The sequence below is a fragment of the Bacillus cereus group sp. BfR-BA-01492 genome, from assembly GCF_022662815.1.
In the GTDB taxonomy this organism is placed as follows: Bacteria; Bacillota; Bacilli; order Bacillales; family Bacillaceae_G; genus Bacillus_A; species Bacillus_A cereus_BD.
In genome coordinates, this window is the sequence record NZ_JAKUEH010000010.1 from 1 (window position 1) to 16,819 (window position 16,819).

Consider the following 16,819-nt stretch of genomic DNA (forward strand, 5'->3'; position numbering starts at 1 on the left):
ATCAGTGGACATTAAAAAAGATGACTCCGATTGAATATCGGAACCATCTTTTCAGTGCTTGATTTTTCAGGGCTTTTTTATTAAACTGTCCATTTTATAGGGTACAGTTCATAGAAAAGAGGGTTTCTTATTACGTGAAAGACTGAGCTAGAGCTGGCGATTTCATTGGCACATGATTCGTTTGTGCATGATTCTCTTCTAAAATTACATCTACAATATGAGCAGCTGGTTCTGGACGATAAATGCTTCCCATTGCTTCTTTCATTTGTAAAAGTTTCTTATCATCCTCTAATAAAGCTTTTGTTTTCTCAAACATTTCAGCATCATCACGTATTACAACTGCTGCCCCCTTGCTCTCAAAGTAAATTGCATTTTCGTTTTCTTGCCCCGGTACAGGTTTGTATAAAATGACAGGTACTTGTAAAGCTGCCGCTTCACTTAATGTAATGCCTCCCGGCTTTGTAATCATACAAGAAGTAACACGGAATAATTCGTCAATATTCTCTATATAGCCAAATACTTTTAGTGCTTCAGAATTTTGTTCCTGTAGCTTCAATAATTCTTGTTTTAGAGCATCATTTTTCCCACAAACAACAACCACTTGTAGATTAGGAACAGACATAAATGACGCGCATAAATCTTTAACGTTCCCTAATACACCATGAGCTCCTGCTACAATAAGCAAAATCTTTTTCTCACGAGATAACTGATATTTATTATATATAAGTTCTGAATTCATAGTTAACTCGAAATTTTTACGAATCGGAATCCCAGTTTCTACAATACGCTCTGAAGGTACACCGATTTCAACCATTACTTGTTTTATATAATCTGTTGCAACAAAATAACGATCTACTTCACGATGAATCCATATTTTATGCAAACAGAAGTCCGTTAATACATTATAAACAGGAATTGAAAAACCTGTTTGTTTTTTCAGCTCTGGCACAGCAATAATTGGAAATGTATTAATGACTATATCTGGTTTCTCTGTATGCAAAAGTGCTTTCAGACGCTTTCTCCCAAAGTTGGCATACCACGATGCGATTTTTTTATCGTAAATTTTCTCTACACCATAATAAAATAAACGATATAACTCTTTACCTATCGTATAGCTTTTTAAATATAGATATTTTGTGATATCCGTTATAATTGGATGTGATTCTCCAAATAAATCACAAACAATCACATCTTCGATTCCTTTTTGACGAAATGCTTGTTCTAATGTTTTTGCTACTTGCACATGACCATTGCCGTAATGTGCTGTTAATATTAAAACCTTGGGGTTTTTTATCAAACAAATCCACTCCTAGCTTTTTCGCTTCTCCGTATTGCATATACGACAATAGGAAAAACATTTTCCTAAAAAAATTACATATTTGGATCCCAACACTTTCATGTTAGCTATGTACCTGTCGTGGATATGCAAGGCATATAAGATTGACCCCTTAATCCTATTTATGCTCATATCTTTACATTATACTTTCCTATAAGAGCTTTCGCAATAATTTGAAGGTGTTCTACATTCCATCATACGCGCCCTAATACATCTTAATTCTTTTTACTATTTAGATTTCCCTTTACAATTATGTAAATTTCTCTTCTAATCCCTTTACAAAAATATGGATATTCCACTTTCAGTATACTCCTTTATCTACATATACTCTAGCGTTTATTAGAGGAAAAAGAAAAGTCTAATCCAAAGTATGGATTAGACCGCTTTTAAAATTTCTTTTGCATGTAAAACACTTTGTTCTGTTGGAGGTTCAACACCTTGAAGAGGATACTTATGTCCAAGTGTTTCCCATTTATATACACCAAGTTTGTGATATGGTAGCACTTCAACCTTTTGTACATTAGATAGACTTTGAATAAAATGAGATAATCTTTGTAAATCTTCCTCGCTATCTGTAACGCCAGGAACTAATACATGTCTTACCCAAATGGGTTTCTTTTTATCTGATAAATAACGAGCAAATTGTAAAATATGCTCATTTGGTTTTCCTGTTAATTTTCGATGCTTTTTAGAATCAATATGTTTTAAATCCAGTAAAACCAAATCTGTGTAATCCATTAAGATATCTAATTTTCTTTGGAACTCTGGTTCTTCTGAGTAACAACCTCCCGAAGAGTCAATTGTTGTATGAATTCCAACTTCCTTACATTTTTTGAATAATTCAATTAGGAACTCTAATTGTAATAACGGTTCTCCACCACTAACTGTAATGCCGCCTCCTGAAGCCTCAATAAAGGGAAGGTAACATGTAACATCCTGCATAATTTCATCAACTGTTATTTCTTTTCCTTTACCAATCTCCCATGTATCAGCATTATGACAATATTGGCAGCGTAATAAACACCCTTGTGTAAATATGACATAACGAATTCCTGGGCCATCAACAGTACCACAAGACTCTACAGAATGAATTCTTCCTTTTACCATGTTACTTCCTCCTTTATTGAAACAACTCCCCCCGTTCCCTTATTAAGAGACAGGGGGAAATTTTTCTTTACATGCTTTCATGCATTGTACGATTAATTACATCAATTTGTTGTTCACGAGTTAATTTAATAAAGTTAACAGCGTAACCAGATACACGAATTGTTAATTGTGGATATTTTTCAGGATGTTCCATTGCATCCAATAATGTTTCACGATTAAATACGTTAATATTTAAGTGATGTCCTTCTTTTACTGCATATCCATCTAACATAGATACTAAGTTACTAACTTGTACCTCTTCTTCTTTACCAAGCGCTTTCGGAATGATGGAGAATGTATTAGAAATACCATCTTGCGCATCTTCGTATGGTAATTTCGCAACAGATAATAGCGATGCTAGTGCACCTTTTGTATCACGTCCATGCATTGGGTTTGCACCTGGTGCGAATGGTTCTCCAGCACGGCGTCCATCTGGAGTATTACCAGTTTTCTTACCATATACCACATTAGATGTAATTGTTAAGATTGACATTGTATGAACAGAATTACGGTATGTTTTATGTTTACGAAGTTTGTTCATAAATGTTTTCACAAGATTTACTGCAATTTCATCAACGCGGTCATCATTGTTACCATATTTCGGGAAGTCACCTTCAATTTCAAAGTCAACCGCGATACCATTTTCATCGCGAATTGGTTTTACTTTTGCATATTTAATTGCACTTAAAGAGTCAGCTACGACAGATAGACCAGCGATACCTGTTGCCATTGTGCGAAGAACTTCAGTATCATGAAGTGCCATTTCGATACGTTCATAGCTATATTTATCGTGCATGTAGTGAATTACATTTAATGTATTTAAGTAAAGACTCGCTAACCATTCCATTGTCATATCAAATTTATGCATCACTTCATCATAATCTAGTACGCTAGCAGTAATTGGTGCAAACTCTGGTCCTACTTGCGCTTTTGACTTTTCGTCTTTCCCGCCATTAATAGCGTATAATAAAGCCTTCGCTAAGTTTGCACGAGCTCCGAAGAATTGCATTTGTTTACCAATTCTCATTGCGGATACACAGCAAGCAATACCATAGTCATCGCCATATTCTGGACGCATAATGTCATCATTTTCATATTGAATTGCAGATGTTTTAATAGACATTTTTGCACAGTAGTTTTTAAATTTCTGTGGTAATTGCTTAGACCAAAGAACTGTTAAGTTTGGCTCTGGCGCAGGTCCTAAATTGTCTAATGTATGCAAGAAACGGAATGAGTTTTTTGTTACTAATGGACGACCGTCAAGTGCAATACCACCGATAGATTCAGTTACCCAAGTTGGGTCACCAGAGAATAATTCATTATAATCAGGAGTTCTCGCAAATTTTACAAGACGTAATTTCATAATGAAATGGTCAACAATTTCTTGCGCTTCCTCTTCAGTTAAAGTGCCATTTTCTAAATCTCTTTCAACATAGATATCTAAGAATGTTGAAGTACGTCCAAGACTCATTGCAGCCCCGTTTTGTTCTTTAATTGCTGCAAGATAAGCAAAGTATAACCACTGGAATGCTTCTTGTGCATTTGTCGCTGGTTTCGAAATATCAAAACCGTGAGAAGCTGCCATTTCTTTTAACTCTTGAAGTGCACGAATTTGCTCAGATAATTCTTCACGTAGACGGATAACATCTTCACTCATTACACTTCCTGTTAGATTTAAATCCTCTTTTTTCGCTTCAATTAAACGATCTACCCCATACAATGCTACGCGGCGATAATCACCAATAATACGTCCACGTCCATATGCATCTGGAAGGCCAGTAATAACACCTGATTTACGAGCTGCTCTCATTTCTGGAGTGTAGGCATCAAATACACCTTGGTTATGAGTTTTGCGCCAATCTCTAAAGATACGACTTAATTCTTCATCCATTTTAAATCCATATGCTTCACAAGATTGCTCTGCCATACGAATACCACCAAATGGTTGTAAAGAACGTTTAAATGGTTGATCTGTTTGAACACCTACTACTTTTTCAAGCTCTTTATTTAAATATCCTGGACCATGTGATGTAATAGAAGAAACAATTTTTGTGTCCATATCAAGAACGCCACCATTTTCACGTTCTTGCTTAGTTAGATCCATTACTTGATCCCAAAGTTTTTTCGTTGCTTCTGTTGCTCCCGCTAAGAAAGATTCGTCACCTTCGTAAACGTTTACATTATTTAAAATGAAATCGCGAACATCAATCTCTGCTTTCCATTTTTCACCTTTAAATTTTTCCCATGCATGTTTTACAGTTTCTAATACTTGAGTCATCCTAATCTCCTCCATTTTTTGATTAGTACAGGACTAAGATTTTTTATATAACAGCTTACACATTTAGAATACTACTTTTAAAAAAAAATGAACGAGATAGTTGTGACACATTTGTGAAACGTTGAGCAAACAACTATATAGATAGTGTTAATATTAGTTTAATACTCTTTTCAATTGGCTCTTTCCTTAATTATATTTTTTTAGTATCCTTATAAACGAATCCTATTCTGTGGTATAAAAAGTCATACCCATTATAAACTGTAATACCCTTACCTCTTATTCTGTTATATTGTTTTTTATGACAGAATAGACGAAGTGTACCAAATCGGTACACTTCTTTTTTATAGCTTTAAACTTTAAACCTTACGACGAACAGGCATCATCACGAATCATTATTTAATCATTCTCTATTTCACGAAACCACTGAATCGTCTCTTTCAATCCTTGTTCCCATGAAACATTAGGATGGAATTGACATATTTCTCTTAGCTTTGTAACATCAGGCTTTCGATTCGGAATTTCTTCAAATCCATGTGGATACACCTTTTCAAATGGTACGTGAACAATTTTGGAAGATGAATTCGTCAATTGATGAATATCTTGTGCTACTTCTTGAATACTTTTTTCGTCTTCAGATCCTATATTAATGATTTCTCCATTTACGTTTTCATCCATTGCGGAAATTGTCGCTTCTACCGCATCACTTACATACGTAAAACAACGCGTTTGCTTTCCATCTCCATATACAAGAAGATCATCACCTTGAAGAGCTGCACGAATAAATCGTGGAATCACCCCAGCATATGGACCATCTTTTGCTCTTGGGCCATAAATATTAAAATAACGGACAATTGTTACTGGTAATCCTTGTAGCGCATATCCTAAACACAATGTCTCTTCTAATGTTTTACAAATTGCATAACTCCACCGAATTTTAGATGTTGCTCCATATAACCGATCACCATCTTCCGAAAACGGTGGCGTTCCTTTTCCATACACTTCAGAAGTGGAGGCGAAAATCACTTTCTTCTTTCCCGTTAATGCTGCTTGTAAAATATTTCTTGTTCCATCAAAATTCGTTTCAATTAATTCAATACTTTTTTCCATCGTAGTCTTTACACCTAAAATAGCAGCTAAATGAAATACAACATCATGCTGATCTACCAATTCATACATCGAATTTTTATCAAGAATACTAATCGGAATAATTGGGATTTTTTCTATTAACTCTTCATGATATTTACTTTTTCCTTTATAAAAATTATCAACAATCGTAACTTGATGACCTCTTTTCACAAGTTCTTCAGCTAAATGTGATCCAATAAATCCTGCTCCACCTGTAATCAAACAACGTTTCTTCATGCACTCACCTTCTTTAGTACACCTCGTGTATCTATTACATGTCCCATTCCTTTACATATATTCCAATCTATATTGGAATGATCTGTTACAATTAGTATACAATCTGCTTTTTCTAATATTTTCTTCTCAAGTGGAATAGAATCATATATTTCGTCTCCAATTTTTGCAGATGAAATATATGGATCGTGATATTGTACTTTATATCCCTCGTTTATTAACAGCTCGATAATTGGTAATGCTGGAGATTCTCGTAAATCATTTACATCTTTCTTATACGCAATACCAATCAGAAAGACAGTTCCTGGAGGAGCACTCCATTCTTTCACCTGCGTTACAATTTGCTTCGGCATCTTTTCATTAATTATATGAGCTGCTTCGATTAATTGACTTGATCGCCCTAGCTGTCTTGCTTTCCACTGAAAATATAAAGGATCAACTGGAATACAATGCCCTCCTATTCCTGGTCCCGGCCAATATGGTGTAAAACCAAATGGTTTTGTCGCCGCAGCTTCAAGAGCTTCACGAAAATCAATCCCTAACTTTTCACAAAGTATATTTAACTCATTTACTAAGGAAATATTAACTAAACGCTGAATGTTTTCAAATAACTTACACATCTCTGCTACTTTTGGAGAACTAACTGGAACGACTGTATCAAATACAGTACTATACAATTTTTGGACTTGTTGCTTACATCTCTCAGTTTGACCACTAATTACTTTTGGAATGGTTTGCACTGTATATTGCTGATTCGCTGGATCGATTCGCTCTGGTGAGTATCCAATATAATAATCTTTTCCAACTTCTTTACCTGATTGAGCAATGATCGGAATGATGACTTCTTCCAATGTACCCGGATATGTGGAACTTTCAAAAATGAAGGTTTGTCCTGCTTGAAGGTTTTGTTTTATATAATGAGAGGCTGCAATAAGAGCACTTAAATCAGGTTCTTTTTGTTTATTAATTGGCGTTGGTACCGTAACAATCACATACTCGCTCTTTTGAAATTCTTCTATCCCTGTATGAGGCGTATAAGCTACCAACTGCTTGTTTTGCACCAAACCTTTTAAGACATTCGAAGAAACATCTGGTATATAGCTATCTCCTTTTTCAATTCGTTCTATTTTTCGTTTATCTTGATCTAATCCGACTACGTTATATCCTCTTTCCGCAAAATGTATCGCTAAAGGAAGACCAACATAGCCCAATCCAATGACAGTTATCTTCCTACTATCATTCATTTTTTCTTCTCCTTTCTCTTTTGCCATATTTACTTCGCTGTTTATGAAATGAGCGTAGCGAAGTTTATCAAAAATACTATTCATTATTTAAAAAATAATGTAATAGTCTATTAAAAACGTTTACTAGTTTCCTCCAGTGTTTACTCAATAGACGCATTCTTAACTTTTTTCATTTATATAAAATAATATGGATAATACATCTGTACATCTTAATGTATACAAGTATTACTGATTTTGTGATAGGTAAGTCATACATTTCCAGAAAAATTAGTAGTTTCGTACATAAAGTGAAACTTTCATCAGCGAAAGCTTTCTTTATCCCCATGTCCTAAAATAACAGATAAGCTCATTACATGAAAAAGCAGATGATGTCTCATCTGCCTTTTTTGCTTCTACTCTTTTAACATAATTAGTGCAGCTACAGCATAGTATACTGCCTTTGGTATTTCAGTCTGTTCTGCTACTGATATCGTAATAAGTGAACCTCCACTGGCTGAAAAATACTGAATAGCTTCTAATGGAATCCCACCTTCTTTTACATCGATATAAGTTCCATCACGCCAAATTCCTTTCTGCAACGTTGCTGATAAATCACCTGTAACCTTTCCAATCTCGTTTCCATTTGATAACAAAAAAATCCATTCCCACTTTGTTAACTTTAATAGTTGATTTAATTCTCCTATTTTTTCTCCATCCACATGATAAAATGAATAAGAATTCCTTATCCCTCTCTTTTTTTTAATTCGTAATACCTCTTTCCCAATTTGATTGTATAAATAAAATTGCTTTTCATATGTTCCTTTTGAAAAGAATGACAAAATACATTTCCAAACTTTTTGTCTATGTGTATGATATATTTCTTTTAATATTCCGATTGCACTTCCATTTAGTCCAAAGTATGTAATTGTTGTAAATATTCCTGTCTCCTTACGCATAACAAATCTTTTTTGCTCTAGCAATACAGTGTCTTCTTTTTCTTGAATGATTTGTTCGATTCTTTTTGCTCTTCTTCTCTCAATGAAGCTATAGATAGATAGTATACTCGCTGTTACTACAACACCTAGTAACTTTATATGCTCTCGTCCTGAACGAAACAGTGTGTCTTTCCTATATTCTAAAAAGAATTCAACCCCCAAAATAATCCACACGATTACAGCAAAAAGCATTATGCGCTTTGCATTACGTGCATGATGCTTATGAATCCCCATACTCTCTCCCCCATATCCATATAATCCTTCTTCATATACAAAAAAACCTCCCCTCTAAACAAACAGAGACTATCTCAAAGATAGCCTCTTACACTTCAATATGTTGCAACATTGTATACATATCATTATTTACTTTACCAAACGATTTAATATTATTTTGAATATTGGATAATAAAATAACATGTATATTTCCGCTTTTGCTAAAGCCATTTAAGCAATTCCAACCGGGCATAACACCGTGATTCGAATAACTGCCTGGATTCACATACCATCCAAATCCATAATCTTTTTTTACAGGTGTGAACATTTGATTATAACTCTCTTTTGAAATGAGTTTTCCAGAGAATAAGCCTTCATTAAATAAATATAAATCATACGCACTTGTATATATATCACCGCATCCATATAATTGTGACATGCTTGGAATAGCAGGTGTTGTCATATTATTATTCACAATCTTATATCCAGTGGAAGGATATCTTGTTTGCTCTAAAGCCCTTCCAAAACCTGAATTTTTCATTCCGATCGCATCAAAAATATGTTGCTTTATATATTCTTCTAACGGTTGTCCGCTCACTTTTTCAACAATATAAGCAAGAATAGAATAGTTAGAATCAGAGTACTTCCATTTTTCTCCTGGATTTGCTAAACGCTTTTGTTCTCCAATTCTCTTTAACAATTCCTCGTGAGAGATGTCTTCACTCCCTGCTTCATATTCTGGAATTCCAGACGTATGCGTTAATAGATGCGATAGCTTCAGTCCCTCACCTTGTGGGAAATCGGGAATATATTTTGTTACTGTATCTTCTGTTTGCAGTTTATTTTGATCCTTTAACTGCATAATCGCAGTTGCTACAAACGCTTTTGAAATCGAACCAATATAAAATGTCGTTTCTGAATTATTTGGTATTTTTTTCTCTTGATTCGCTAGACCATATCCTTTATTTAAAAGTACTTTACCATTCTTTACAACGACTGCCGTTCCACTAAATCCTTTACTTTGCAAATATTGATCTAACTCAGCATTTTCGTTAATATCTTGCGGAGTCTCTTCAACAGGTTGTTCTGCCGCTTTCACTGTTTGTTCTTGTTGTTTTGGTTGTTGCTCACTTTTCTTCGGTACTTCTTCTTTCTTTTTCATCTCTGTTGCAGCTTTTAACGTATTCTCTTTTTTACTATGAGACATAATTTTTGTATATCCAAAATATACAATGAAAAATAACAGACTGAGAATCACTATTCCTTTTATATATGCTATTGATTTCCGAGCTTTCGGATTCACGCTATCCTTTTCCTGTTCCATAACTACCGTTTTCCCCTCATTTTATTCATTTTATGAAAAAACTAGTCCCATTTTTTCACAAGGAATGGAAAATCCATTTCATACCATACTTACTGTATCATGCACTACGCTGATTACCAACTAATATGTACAAAAAAGAAAAAGAAAATTTTCAAAAGTAAGATTCACATATAAAAAAGGATATCCCCTAAAAGATGAATTTTATCAATCTTTTCGGATATCCTCTTTTTTCTTCAATTTATACGTGTTTTTTCATATCTTCAGCAACTGATTCAACGTTCGTTCCAACGATAACTTGCACACTTGTGTTACTTAATTTCATAACACCTTTTGCACCTGCACGTTTTAACGCTGGTTCGTTTACTAAGTTTGCATCTTTTACTTGTAGACGAAGACGAGTCGCACAGTTATCAATCACTGTTAAATTGTCTTTTCCGCCAAGTGCAGTTACATATGTTTCTCCAATAGAACCTGCAACTGGTGCTTCATCGCCTGCTACTACTTCCTCATCATCTTCACGACCTGGAGTTTTTAAATTAAATTTCTTAATTAAGAAATAGAATACTACAAAGTAAATAACTGCATAAATGAAACCGATTCCTGCTAGCAATAATGGTTTTGTTGCAATACCAAAGTTTAAGAAGTAATCAATAGCACCTGCACTAAATGAAAAACCATCATGAATGCCAAGTGATGTTGTTACAAATAATGAAATACCTGTTAATACAGCATGGATACCATATAATACTGGAGATAAGAACATGAATGAGAATTCAATTGGTTCTGTAATACCAGTTAAAAATGAAGTTAAAGCCAGACCAGCTAACATCCCTGTAACCATTTTACGTTTTTCCGGTTTCGCAGCTGCAATCATTGCGAAACATGCTGCTGGTAAACCAAACATCATAACTGGGAAGAAACCAGTCATAAACATACCTGCTGTAGAGTCTCCATTTAAGAAACGAGCAATATCACCATGGAATACAGTTCCTGCTGCATTTGTAAAATCGCCAAATACAAACCAAAAATACGTGTTCATCACATGATGCAATCCAATTGGAATTAATAAACGATTTAATAGACCAAAAATACCAGCACCAGTTGCTCCTAACTGAACAATACCATGTGCTACTGCATCAATACCACTTTGAATTGTCGGCCAAATTTGTCCAAATACTAATCCTAAAAGAAGCATAACAATAGAAGTAATAATTGGTACGAAGCGTTTTCCTGCAAAGAATCCTAACCATTCTGGAAGTTTAATCTTATAAAACTTATTATACAATAAGCCTGTAACTACCCCTACGATAATCCCACCAAAAATAGCCATATCTATTTTCGGTGATAAAGTAGCTGCTTTTGATATATTTGTCATCGTTTCTGCAAGTTTTGATGGCTCTAGATTTTCACTTTTTCCAAGTATATCTTGAACCGATTGTAATTTATCATTCAATTCTGCTGTTGAATATGTTGTACTAAGCGCATTAGTCGTATACTTCATCACATAAAATCCTATTGCACCAGCAAGACCTGCTGCTCCACTACCATCAACTGACAAACCGATTGCAACACCAATTGCAAAAATAAGTGCTAAATTTTCAAAAATAGCTGTACCGGCCTGTGCCATAACAGGTATATCAAAAACATCAGGTTGACCTAATCTCATCAACAAACCTGCTGCTGGTAAAACTGCAATTGGGAGCATTAATGCTTTACCAATACGTTGTAAAAACTGTAACATTATGATTCCCCCTATCTAATTTTTGAAATCGTTACCATTATATAAGTGGTTAAGAAAACGCTTTATCTATCGAAATCATCATAACATACAGTTGTATAGATGTGTAGTTTTTATTTTTGAAAATTTTATGGATATATTTTTTCAAAATGATTATATGAGAGGACATTTTTATCATTGAGATGTTCTTCAGCTCTACTCATTCTGAATCTTGATTAATTGAGCTTTTACAAATATCCCTATTCTCAACCTATTTCTTTACTTTAAAGTTTCACAATCCATAAAGTGAAACTTTAATCAGTGGGGGTTTTCTTCATCCCCCACTGATTATGAGCCCTCACCAATCGGGCTGTTACGGGCCACCTATCTTCCTTGCTTCTCTCTGAACCTTGAGGTGGGAGTCTTACTTGCCCGTTAATGCGGGATAAATAGCAAGATAAAACGAAATCTCTCCTCCTTCCATGAACATTATAAAAGATAACGGATTGTATAAAAGTTTTATTTTATCATTCCACTTTTTCATGGTATTATTTATTTCCCACCATACACGGGAATAGTAAACTTAGTTTATTCAAAATAGGAGCGTTGGTATTATGCAGTGTGTTGAAACAAACAACTTAAAACAGTTGTTAGAACAAGTAAAACCATATACAAAAAAAGGGAAACTTGCTACTTATATCCCCGAATTAGGAAATGCAAATCCAAACGACTTAGGAATTGCAATTTACCATAAAGAAACCGAGTATGTTCATGCCGGGAGCTCCCAAATACTTTTTACCCTTCAAAGTATTTCAAAAGTAATTACACTTGCTCTTGCCCTATTAGACCGCGGTGAAGAATATGTATTTTCTAAAGTTGGAATGGAACCAACGGGGGATCCATTCAATTCCATTATTAAATTAGAAACAACAAGCCCTTCTAAACCTCTTAATCCAATGATTAATGCAGGTGCACTAGCAATTACAAGTATGCTGAAAGGAGCGAATAACGAAGAGAAAATAGAACGAATTCTCAATTTCGTACGTGAAATCACGGATAATCCTACTATTCATTATTCTGCAAAAGTTGCTACTTCTGAGCTAGAAACAGCTTACTTAAATCGTTCGCTTTGTTACTACATGAAGCAAAATGGTATTATCGATAGCGATATTGAAGAACTAATGGATTTATATACACGCCAATGTGCAATTGAAGTGAATTGTATTGATTTAGCACGCATCGGTTTAATTTTTGCAATGGATGGCTATGATCCATATAAACAAAAACAAATTATCCCAAAACATATTACAAAAATTTGTAAAACGTTCATGGTAACTTGCGGTATGTATAACGAATCTGGAGAGTTTGCCATCCGTGTTGGAATCCCTGCAAAAAGCGGTGTTGCCGGCGGCATTTTCGGCTGTGTAAAAGGAGAAATGGGCATCGGCATTTTCGGACCAGCACTAGATGAAAACGGAAATAGCATCGCTGGATTTAAAATATTAGAACTGCTATCAGCTCAAGAAGGCTGGAGTATTTTTTAATGATAACGTTCAAAAGAGGTAACCTATTTCTAGTAAAATAAGGAACCCTCTTTTTATTATGCATATTTCACTCACTTCTGAATAATATAGTACAACCTAACGCTATACTTGGTGGAGGTGTAAAAATGAAATTGATATTCCAAATGGCCAAGCAGCCTGTTTTGGAAAAAACAATCCTTCTCTTTATACTTAGTATTGTAGAAAGCTTAAAATTAAAAGTCGTTTCACTAGATGAGGCGCATCGATACATATTTAATTTAGACGTCTTAGAGTTATTAATGGATCGTAATATTGATGATCAAGTATTAGAACTCATTCATTTCGGAATGAGCCTTGAGGACATTCTTCATGTCCTTCCAGAAGAGCTTGAACAAAGTGTTGAAGAGTTGAAATGGCGCTGTATTCAAGTTCTTAGTGAATACGAAATGTATGAAGAACCCCAGCAATTAATTGAAGATATCCGCTAAAAAAGCACCTATATAGGTGCTTTAATGTTTCTTTAAACTATTTTTATACGTTTCAATATTAACAGGTAATTCTTCCTCTTCTAACGTATGCTCATTCACATCTTTATGAATAAATGCCCCTTTAGGCGGCTGATGATCATGCCCTTTTTTCTTATGGTCAAATGCTTTACCACGTCCCATATCCATCCCCCTTTCTATTTACGAAATCAATATTAGTATGAAGAAAAAAGCGTCGATATATGCAATGCTTTGGTGTATTTCCAAGGAAATACTCGAATTCTATTTTTCTGTATCATGTTTACATTAATTGATCAATTCCAATTAAAATCAATAAAATCCCAGCAATAATTGTCGCCCATTTCCCTAAGTATTCCGCAAAAAATCTTTTTCCGATATAAGAAAAAGCACTAATACAAATAAAACTAAATGCTCCTGAAATGATAGCCGTCCACCAAAGATTTAAATTAGTTACTCCCGCATCAAACCCTCCGGCAATATTATTAATTGACAATGCAACACCTAACACAAGTGCTTCAGAAAAACTAATCGTTTTTGAACCATCAAAATCAGCATTCTCTGGATTACGTAATATGCCGATTATACTCCCATCTTTCTCTAATCCTTCTGCTGATTTATTCAATAAAGGCTGGCATAAAACAAAGATTCCAATGATTCCAAGAACAATTGCTCCAATTAAATTTGCCATAAAATCTGAAATAAATAATGAAATCCAATTTCCAAATAAACCAGCTAATAAAGTAAAAAGAAACCCGAAAAAAGCGATAATGAAGTTGTTAAACCAAGAAATACGAATATTACGAATCCCGTATGCAATTCCTACACCCGCATTATCTAAATTAGAAGCAATCCCTATTAACAAAATAGAAAATAATCCTGCCGAACTCATCAACATTCACTCCTCATTTTTATTTTCCATGCATGTTATGCAAATATTGAGCAATTGTGCCTGTCAGCTTCATATACTGTTAATAAAAACTCAACATTTGTTCAACACTTTAGAAACAAGAAGGAGTGCTAAACTATGTCTACGGAAAATCCGAATGATAAGCTTGGCGCATTACTAAAGAATTTATTAAAAGAACGCGCTCTATCTATGCGTCAATTAGGAACACTCACAAATATTGATCCATCAACGATTTCACGAATTATAAATGGTAAACAACAAGCAAAGCAAAAACATTTGCAAAAGTTCGCTGAATCTTTAAAAGTCCCACCACAAATGCTATACGATGCACTGCATTCAACTTCTTCCCCTATCAAAAAAGAAAAAATCGATATGTATAACTCCATTGATACGATTCAAGATACCCTACAGTCATCGAACCTTTTTGATTATGATTACACAACAATACGCGTCAAACAAGAATTAGAAAACTATGAACGGTATGCGCAAACGACAGAAGGACAAATGCGTATTCATGAAAGCTTCTCAACAAAATTGAAGCAAATTGATAGCACAGGCCCCTTTATTGAGCAGCTAACAGAAATGTATCAACAATTTTGCAAAGATACGATTTCTGAAAAAGAACGTGCTGTAATCGGAAGTGCTTTATTGTATTTTGTTTTATCAACAGACATTATCCCAGATTATATATTTCCTATTGGCTATTTAGACGATGCAATCGCAGTTGAGTTAGTTAAAAAAAAGCTAGCTCATTTGCGGAAAGAGATGTAGAAAATATGACAGAAACCTGTGCCAAACTATCATAAAACATGACAGTTTGGCACAGGTTTTCCATGCTATATCGGCGGTTCGATGCAAAATATCGACCAGACAACACCATTCGTCACTTTGCCTCTATTAAAAAACACTACAAAAAATCGCACAAGTCTTCTCACTTGTACGATTCCATAACAAGAATTATCTTACTTTTCTGTATGACACCATTCGTATATAAAAGCAGTTATTACTTTTGTAAACTCAACGAGTTGCTGAATCTCCACTTTTTCATTCACAGAATGAGCTTCTTCCAAAGTGCCTGGACCATAAATGACAGCTGGAATATCGAATTCGCTAAACCAGCCTCCGTCCGTTACTGTTGCTGACATATCAAGAATGGAACTACGCTTTAATGAAGATTCATGTATAGATGCAAGCCTTTGCACTGCTGGATGATTACCATCTATTTCTAATGACGGAAAAACTTCACCTCGATCTACAATCATTGATTCTCCGCCCCATTCAAATTGTGGTGGATTTTCACGAAGCCATGGATCTGCTGTAGCAATTCTGTCAATATATTCTTCAATTTCTTTTGCAACTTGATCATGCGTTTCATTTGGATAAAAATGCACCGTAATCCATAACCGGCACTCATCGGCAACGAATGCCGCATGCCGTCCTCCTTCAATAACCGCCGGGTTAATCGTTGTTGTTCCAAATGGATACCCTTCATACGTCTTCATTACGGCCCAGTGACGTTCTAACTCCTGAAGTCCCTGGATAATTTTCATCATCTTTTCAATTGCGTTCGCTCCAAATAAACCTCCGCCAGCATGAATCATCTGTCTACGCGTTGCATCATGAAAGGTTTGCGGACTTTTTACAGTGATCCAACCTGTAATGACACCGCCTTGTCCTTGCATATGTAAATCACTCGTATCAACAACAACAGCAAAATCAGCTTCATATCCGCGCTTACAACATTGAAGTGTTCCTGCTTCTCCTACTTCTTCCCCAATTACCGATTGAAAAATTAAATCCCCAGGTAATTCAATTCCTGACTCTTTTAAAAGCTGAATGGCAAATAAGGCTCCTGCTAATCCACCTTTCATATCAGCAGCGCCGCGGCCAACTAACCATCCATCCCTCACAAATGGTTCAAAAGGCCCAGTTTCCCAATCTTCATCTTCTGATACTTCTGCTACATCCATATGCCCATTAATAATTAAACTTTTATGTGAATCACTAGCTGTTCCCTTTTTCACACCAACAACATTTGGGTCATTCGGATACACGTCCCATTTATCAATAACAAAGTCACGTTCTTTCAAGAAATCCGCAATAAATTGCTGCGCTTCATTTGTATTTCTAGCTGGTGGCGCTGGTGTTTCAAAGCGGATTAATGTTTTTGCAAGTTCTAATAGTTCTTCTTTTCGTGAATCGATTTGTTCAAGTAGTTGCGAAATCGACTGATTCATTATACATCCCCCTTTGCAGACATAATGTGTATTTCAATGTTTATTGTCACAAAAA

General features: G+C 35.0%; 14 protein-coding genes. 3 read left to right on the forward strand and 11 right to left on the reverse strand.

What is annotated here, in order from left to right; genetic code table 11:
* Window positions 1-130: 130 nt before the first annotated feature.
* The 8 genes from MR063_RS13560 to nagE form a co-directional block, all read right to left on the reverse strand.
* Entirely contained in the window at window positions 131-1,297 is a 1,167-nt protein-coding gene (locus MR063_RS13560; protein ID WP_242198515.1) for a diglucosyl diacylglycerol synthase, read from the reverse strand.
* A gap of 414 nt (window positions 1,298-1,711) precedes the next feature.
* On the reverse strand, window positions 1,712-2,443 hold the full coding sequence (pflA, locus tag MR063_RS13565; RefSeq protein ID WP_242198517.1) for a pyruvate formate-lyase-activating protein: 732 nt from the start codon (window positions 2,441-2,443) through the stop codon (window positions 1,712-1,714).
* A 67-nt stretch (window positions 2,444-2,510) separates the two neighbouring features.
* Window positions 2,511-4,760: a formate C-acetyltransferase gene (gene pflB, locus MR063_RS13570; protein ID WP_242144431.1), complete on the reverse strand. Its 2,250-nt coding sequence runs from the start codon at window positions 4,758-4,760 to the stop codon at window positions 2,511-2,513.
* A gap of 396 nt (window positions 4,761-5,156) precedes the next feature.
* A complete protein-coding gene (locus MR063_RS13575; RefSeq protein WP_242198522.1) occupies window positions 5,157-6,122 on the reverse strand; it encodes an NAD-dependent epimerase/dehydratase family protein in 966 nt (321 codons plus the stop codon).
* Entirely contained in the window at window positions 6,119-7,363 is a 1,245-nt protein-coding gene (locus MR063_RS13580) for a nucleotide sugar dehydrogenase (RefSeq protein ID WP_242198525.1), read from the reverse strand. Before MR063_RS13580 ends, MR063_RS13575 begins: the two co-directional genes overlap by 4 nt.
* A 392-nt stretch (window positions 7,364-7,755) precedes the next feature.
* A complete protein-coding gene (locus MR063_RS13585; protein ID WP_242198526.1) occupies window positions 7,756-8,571 on the reverse strand; it encodes a sugar ABC transporter ATP-binding protein in 816 nt (271 codons plus the stop codon).
* 88 nt (window positions 8,572-8,659) lie between these two features.
* Window positions 8,660-9,874 carry a serine hydrolase domain-containing protein gene (locus tag MR063_RS13590; protein WP_242198528.1) on the reverse strand — a complete coding sequence of 405 codons (1,215 nt, stop codon included), beginning with the start codon at window positions 9,872-9,874 and terminating at the stop codon, window positions 8,660-8,662.
* Between the two features lie 238 nt (window positions 9,875-10,112).
* Window positions 10,113-11,615 (reverse strand): N-acetylglucosamine-specific PTS transporter subunit IIBC, encoded by a 1,503-nt coding sequence (nagE, locus tag MR063_RS13595; RefSeq protein WP_242198530.1) that lies wholly within the window; start codon window positions 11,613-11,615, stop codon window positions 10,113-10,115.
* A 590-nt stretch (window positions 11,616-12,205) separates the two neighbouring features.
* On the opposite strand from nagE, the gene glsA reads away from it, so the two are divergent.
* Both glsA and MR063_RS13605 read left to right on the forward strand, forming a co-directional pair.
* Window positions 12,206-13,135 carry a glutaminase A gene (glsA, locus tag MR063_RS13600; protein WP_242144426.1) on the forward strand — a complete coding sequence of 310 codons (930 nt, stop codon included), beginning with the start codon at window positions 12,206-12,208 and terminating at the stop codon, window positions 13,133-13,135.
* Between the two features lie 125 nt (window positions 13,136-13,260).
* Window positions 13,261-13,602: a DUF3969 family protein gene (locus MR063_RS13605; RefSeq protein ID WP_242144425.1), complete on the forward strand. Its 342-nt coding sequence runs from the start codon at window positions 13,261-13,263 to the stop codon at window positions 13,600-13,602.
* Between the two features lie 21 nt (window positions 13,603-13,623).
* On the opposite strand, the gene MR063_RS13610 is transcribed toward MR063_RS13605, so the two are convergent.
* Together MR063_RS13610 and MR063_RS13615 are read right to left on the reverse strand one after the other, a co-directional pair.
* Complete coding sequence (locus MR063_RS13610) at window positions 13,624-13,782, reverse strand: hypothetical protein (protein ID WP_000532411.1); 159 nt, start codon at window positions 13,780-13,782, stop codon at window positions 13,624-13,626.
* A 118-nt stretch (window positions 13,783-13,900) separates the two neighbouring features.
* The gene (locus tag MR063_RS13615) at window positions 13,901-14,509 is read right to left on the reverse strand and encodes a manganese efflux pump (RefSeq protein ID WP_242198532.1); all 609 of its coding nucleotides are present in this window, start codon (window positions 14,507-14,509) and stop codon (window positions 13,901-13,903) included.
* A gap of 135 nt (window positions 14,510-14,644) precedes the next feature.
* On the opposite strand from MR063_RS13615, the gene MR063_RS13620 reads away from it, so the two are divergent.
* Window positions 14,645-15,298: a DUF1232 domain-containing protein gene (locus MR063_RS13620; protein ID WP_242198534.1), complete on the forward strand. Its 654-nt coding sequence runs from the start codon at window positions 14,645-14,647 to the stop codon at window positions 15,296-15,298.
* Window positions 15,299-15,489: 191 nt separating this feature from the next.
* On the opposite strand, the gene MR063_RS13625 is transcribed toward MR063_RS13620, so the two are convergent.
* Complete coding sequence (locus MR063_RS13625; RefSeq protein ID WP_242198536.1) at window positions 15,490-16,764, reverse strand: acetylornithine deacetylase; 1,275 nt, start codon at window positions 16,762-16,764, stop codon at window positions 15,490-15,492.
* Between the last annotated feature and the right edge of the window lie 55 nt (window positions 16,765-16,819).

Coding starts and splice junctions, on each gene's coding strand:
- pflA (WP_242198517.1), bottom strand. CDS start 2,443: ATGGTAAAAGGAAGAATTCATTCTGTAGAGTCTTGTGGTACTGTTGAT.
- pflB (WP_242144431.1), bottom strand. CDS start 4,760: ATGACTCAAGTATTAGAAACTGTAAAACATGCATGGGAAAAATTTAAA.
- MR063_RS13575 (WP_242198522.1), bottom strand. CDS start 6,122: ATGAAGAAACGTTGTTTGATTACAGGTGGAGCAGGATTTATTGGATCA.
- MR063_RS13580 (WP_242198525.1), bottom strand. CDS start 7,363: ATGAATGATAGTAGGAAGATAACTGTCATTGGATTGGGCTATGTTGGT.
- MR063_RS13585 (WP_242198526.1), bottom strand. CDS start 8,571: ATGGGGATTCATAAGCATCATGCACGTAATGCAAAGCGCATAATGCTT.
- MR063_RS13590 (WP_242198528.1), bottom strand. CDS start 9,874: ATGGAACAGGAAAAGGATAGCGTGAATCCGAAAGCTCGGAAATCAATA.
- nagE (WP_242198530.1), bottom strand. CDS start 11,615: ATGTTACAGTTTTTACAACGTATTGGTAAAGCATTAATGCTCCCAATT.
- glsA (WP_242144426.1), top strand. CDS start 12,206: ATGCAGTGTGTTGAAACAAACAACTTAAAACAGTTGTTAGAACAAGTA.
- MR063_RS13605 (WP_242144425.1), top strand. CDS start 13,261: ATGAAATTGATATTCCAAATGGCCAAGCAGCCTGTTTTGGAAAAAACA.
- MR063_RS13610 (WP_000532411.1), bottom strand. CDS start 13,782: ATGGGACGTGGTAAAGCATTTGACCATAAGAAAAAAGGGCATGATCAT.
- MR063_RS13615 (WP_242198532.1), bottom strand. CDS start 14,509: ATGAGTTCGGCAGGATTATTTTCTATTTTGTTAATAGGGATTGCTTCT.
- MR063_RS13620 (WP_242198534.1), top strand. CDS start 14,645: ATGTCTACGGAAAATCCGAATGATAAGCTTGGCGCATTACTAAAGAAT.
- MR063_RS13625 (WP_242198536.1), bottom strand. CDS start 16,764: ATGAATCAGTCGATTTCGCAACTACTTGAACAAATCGATTCACGAAAA.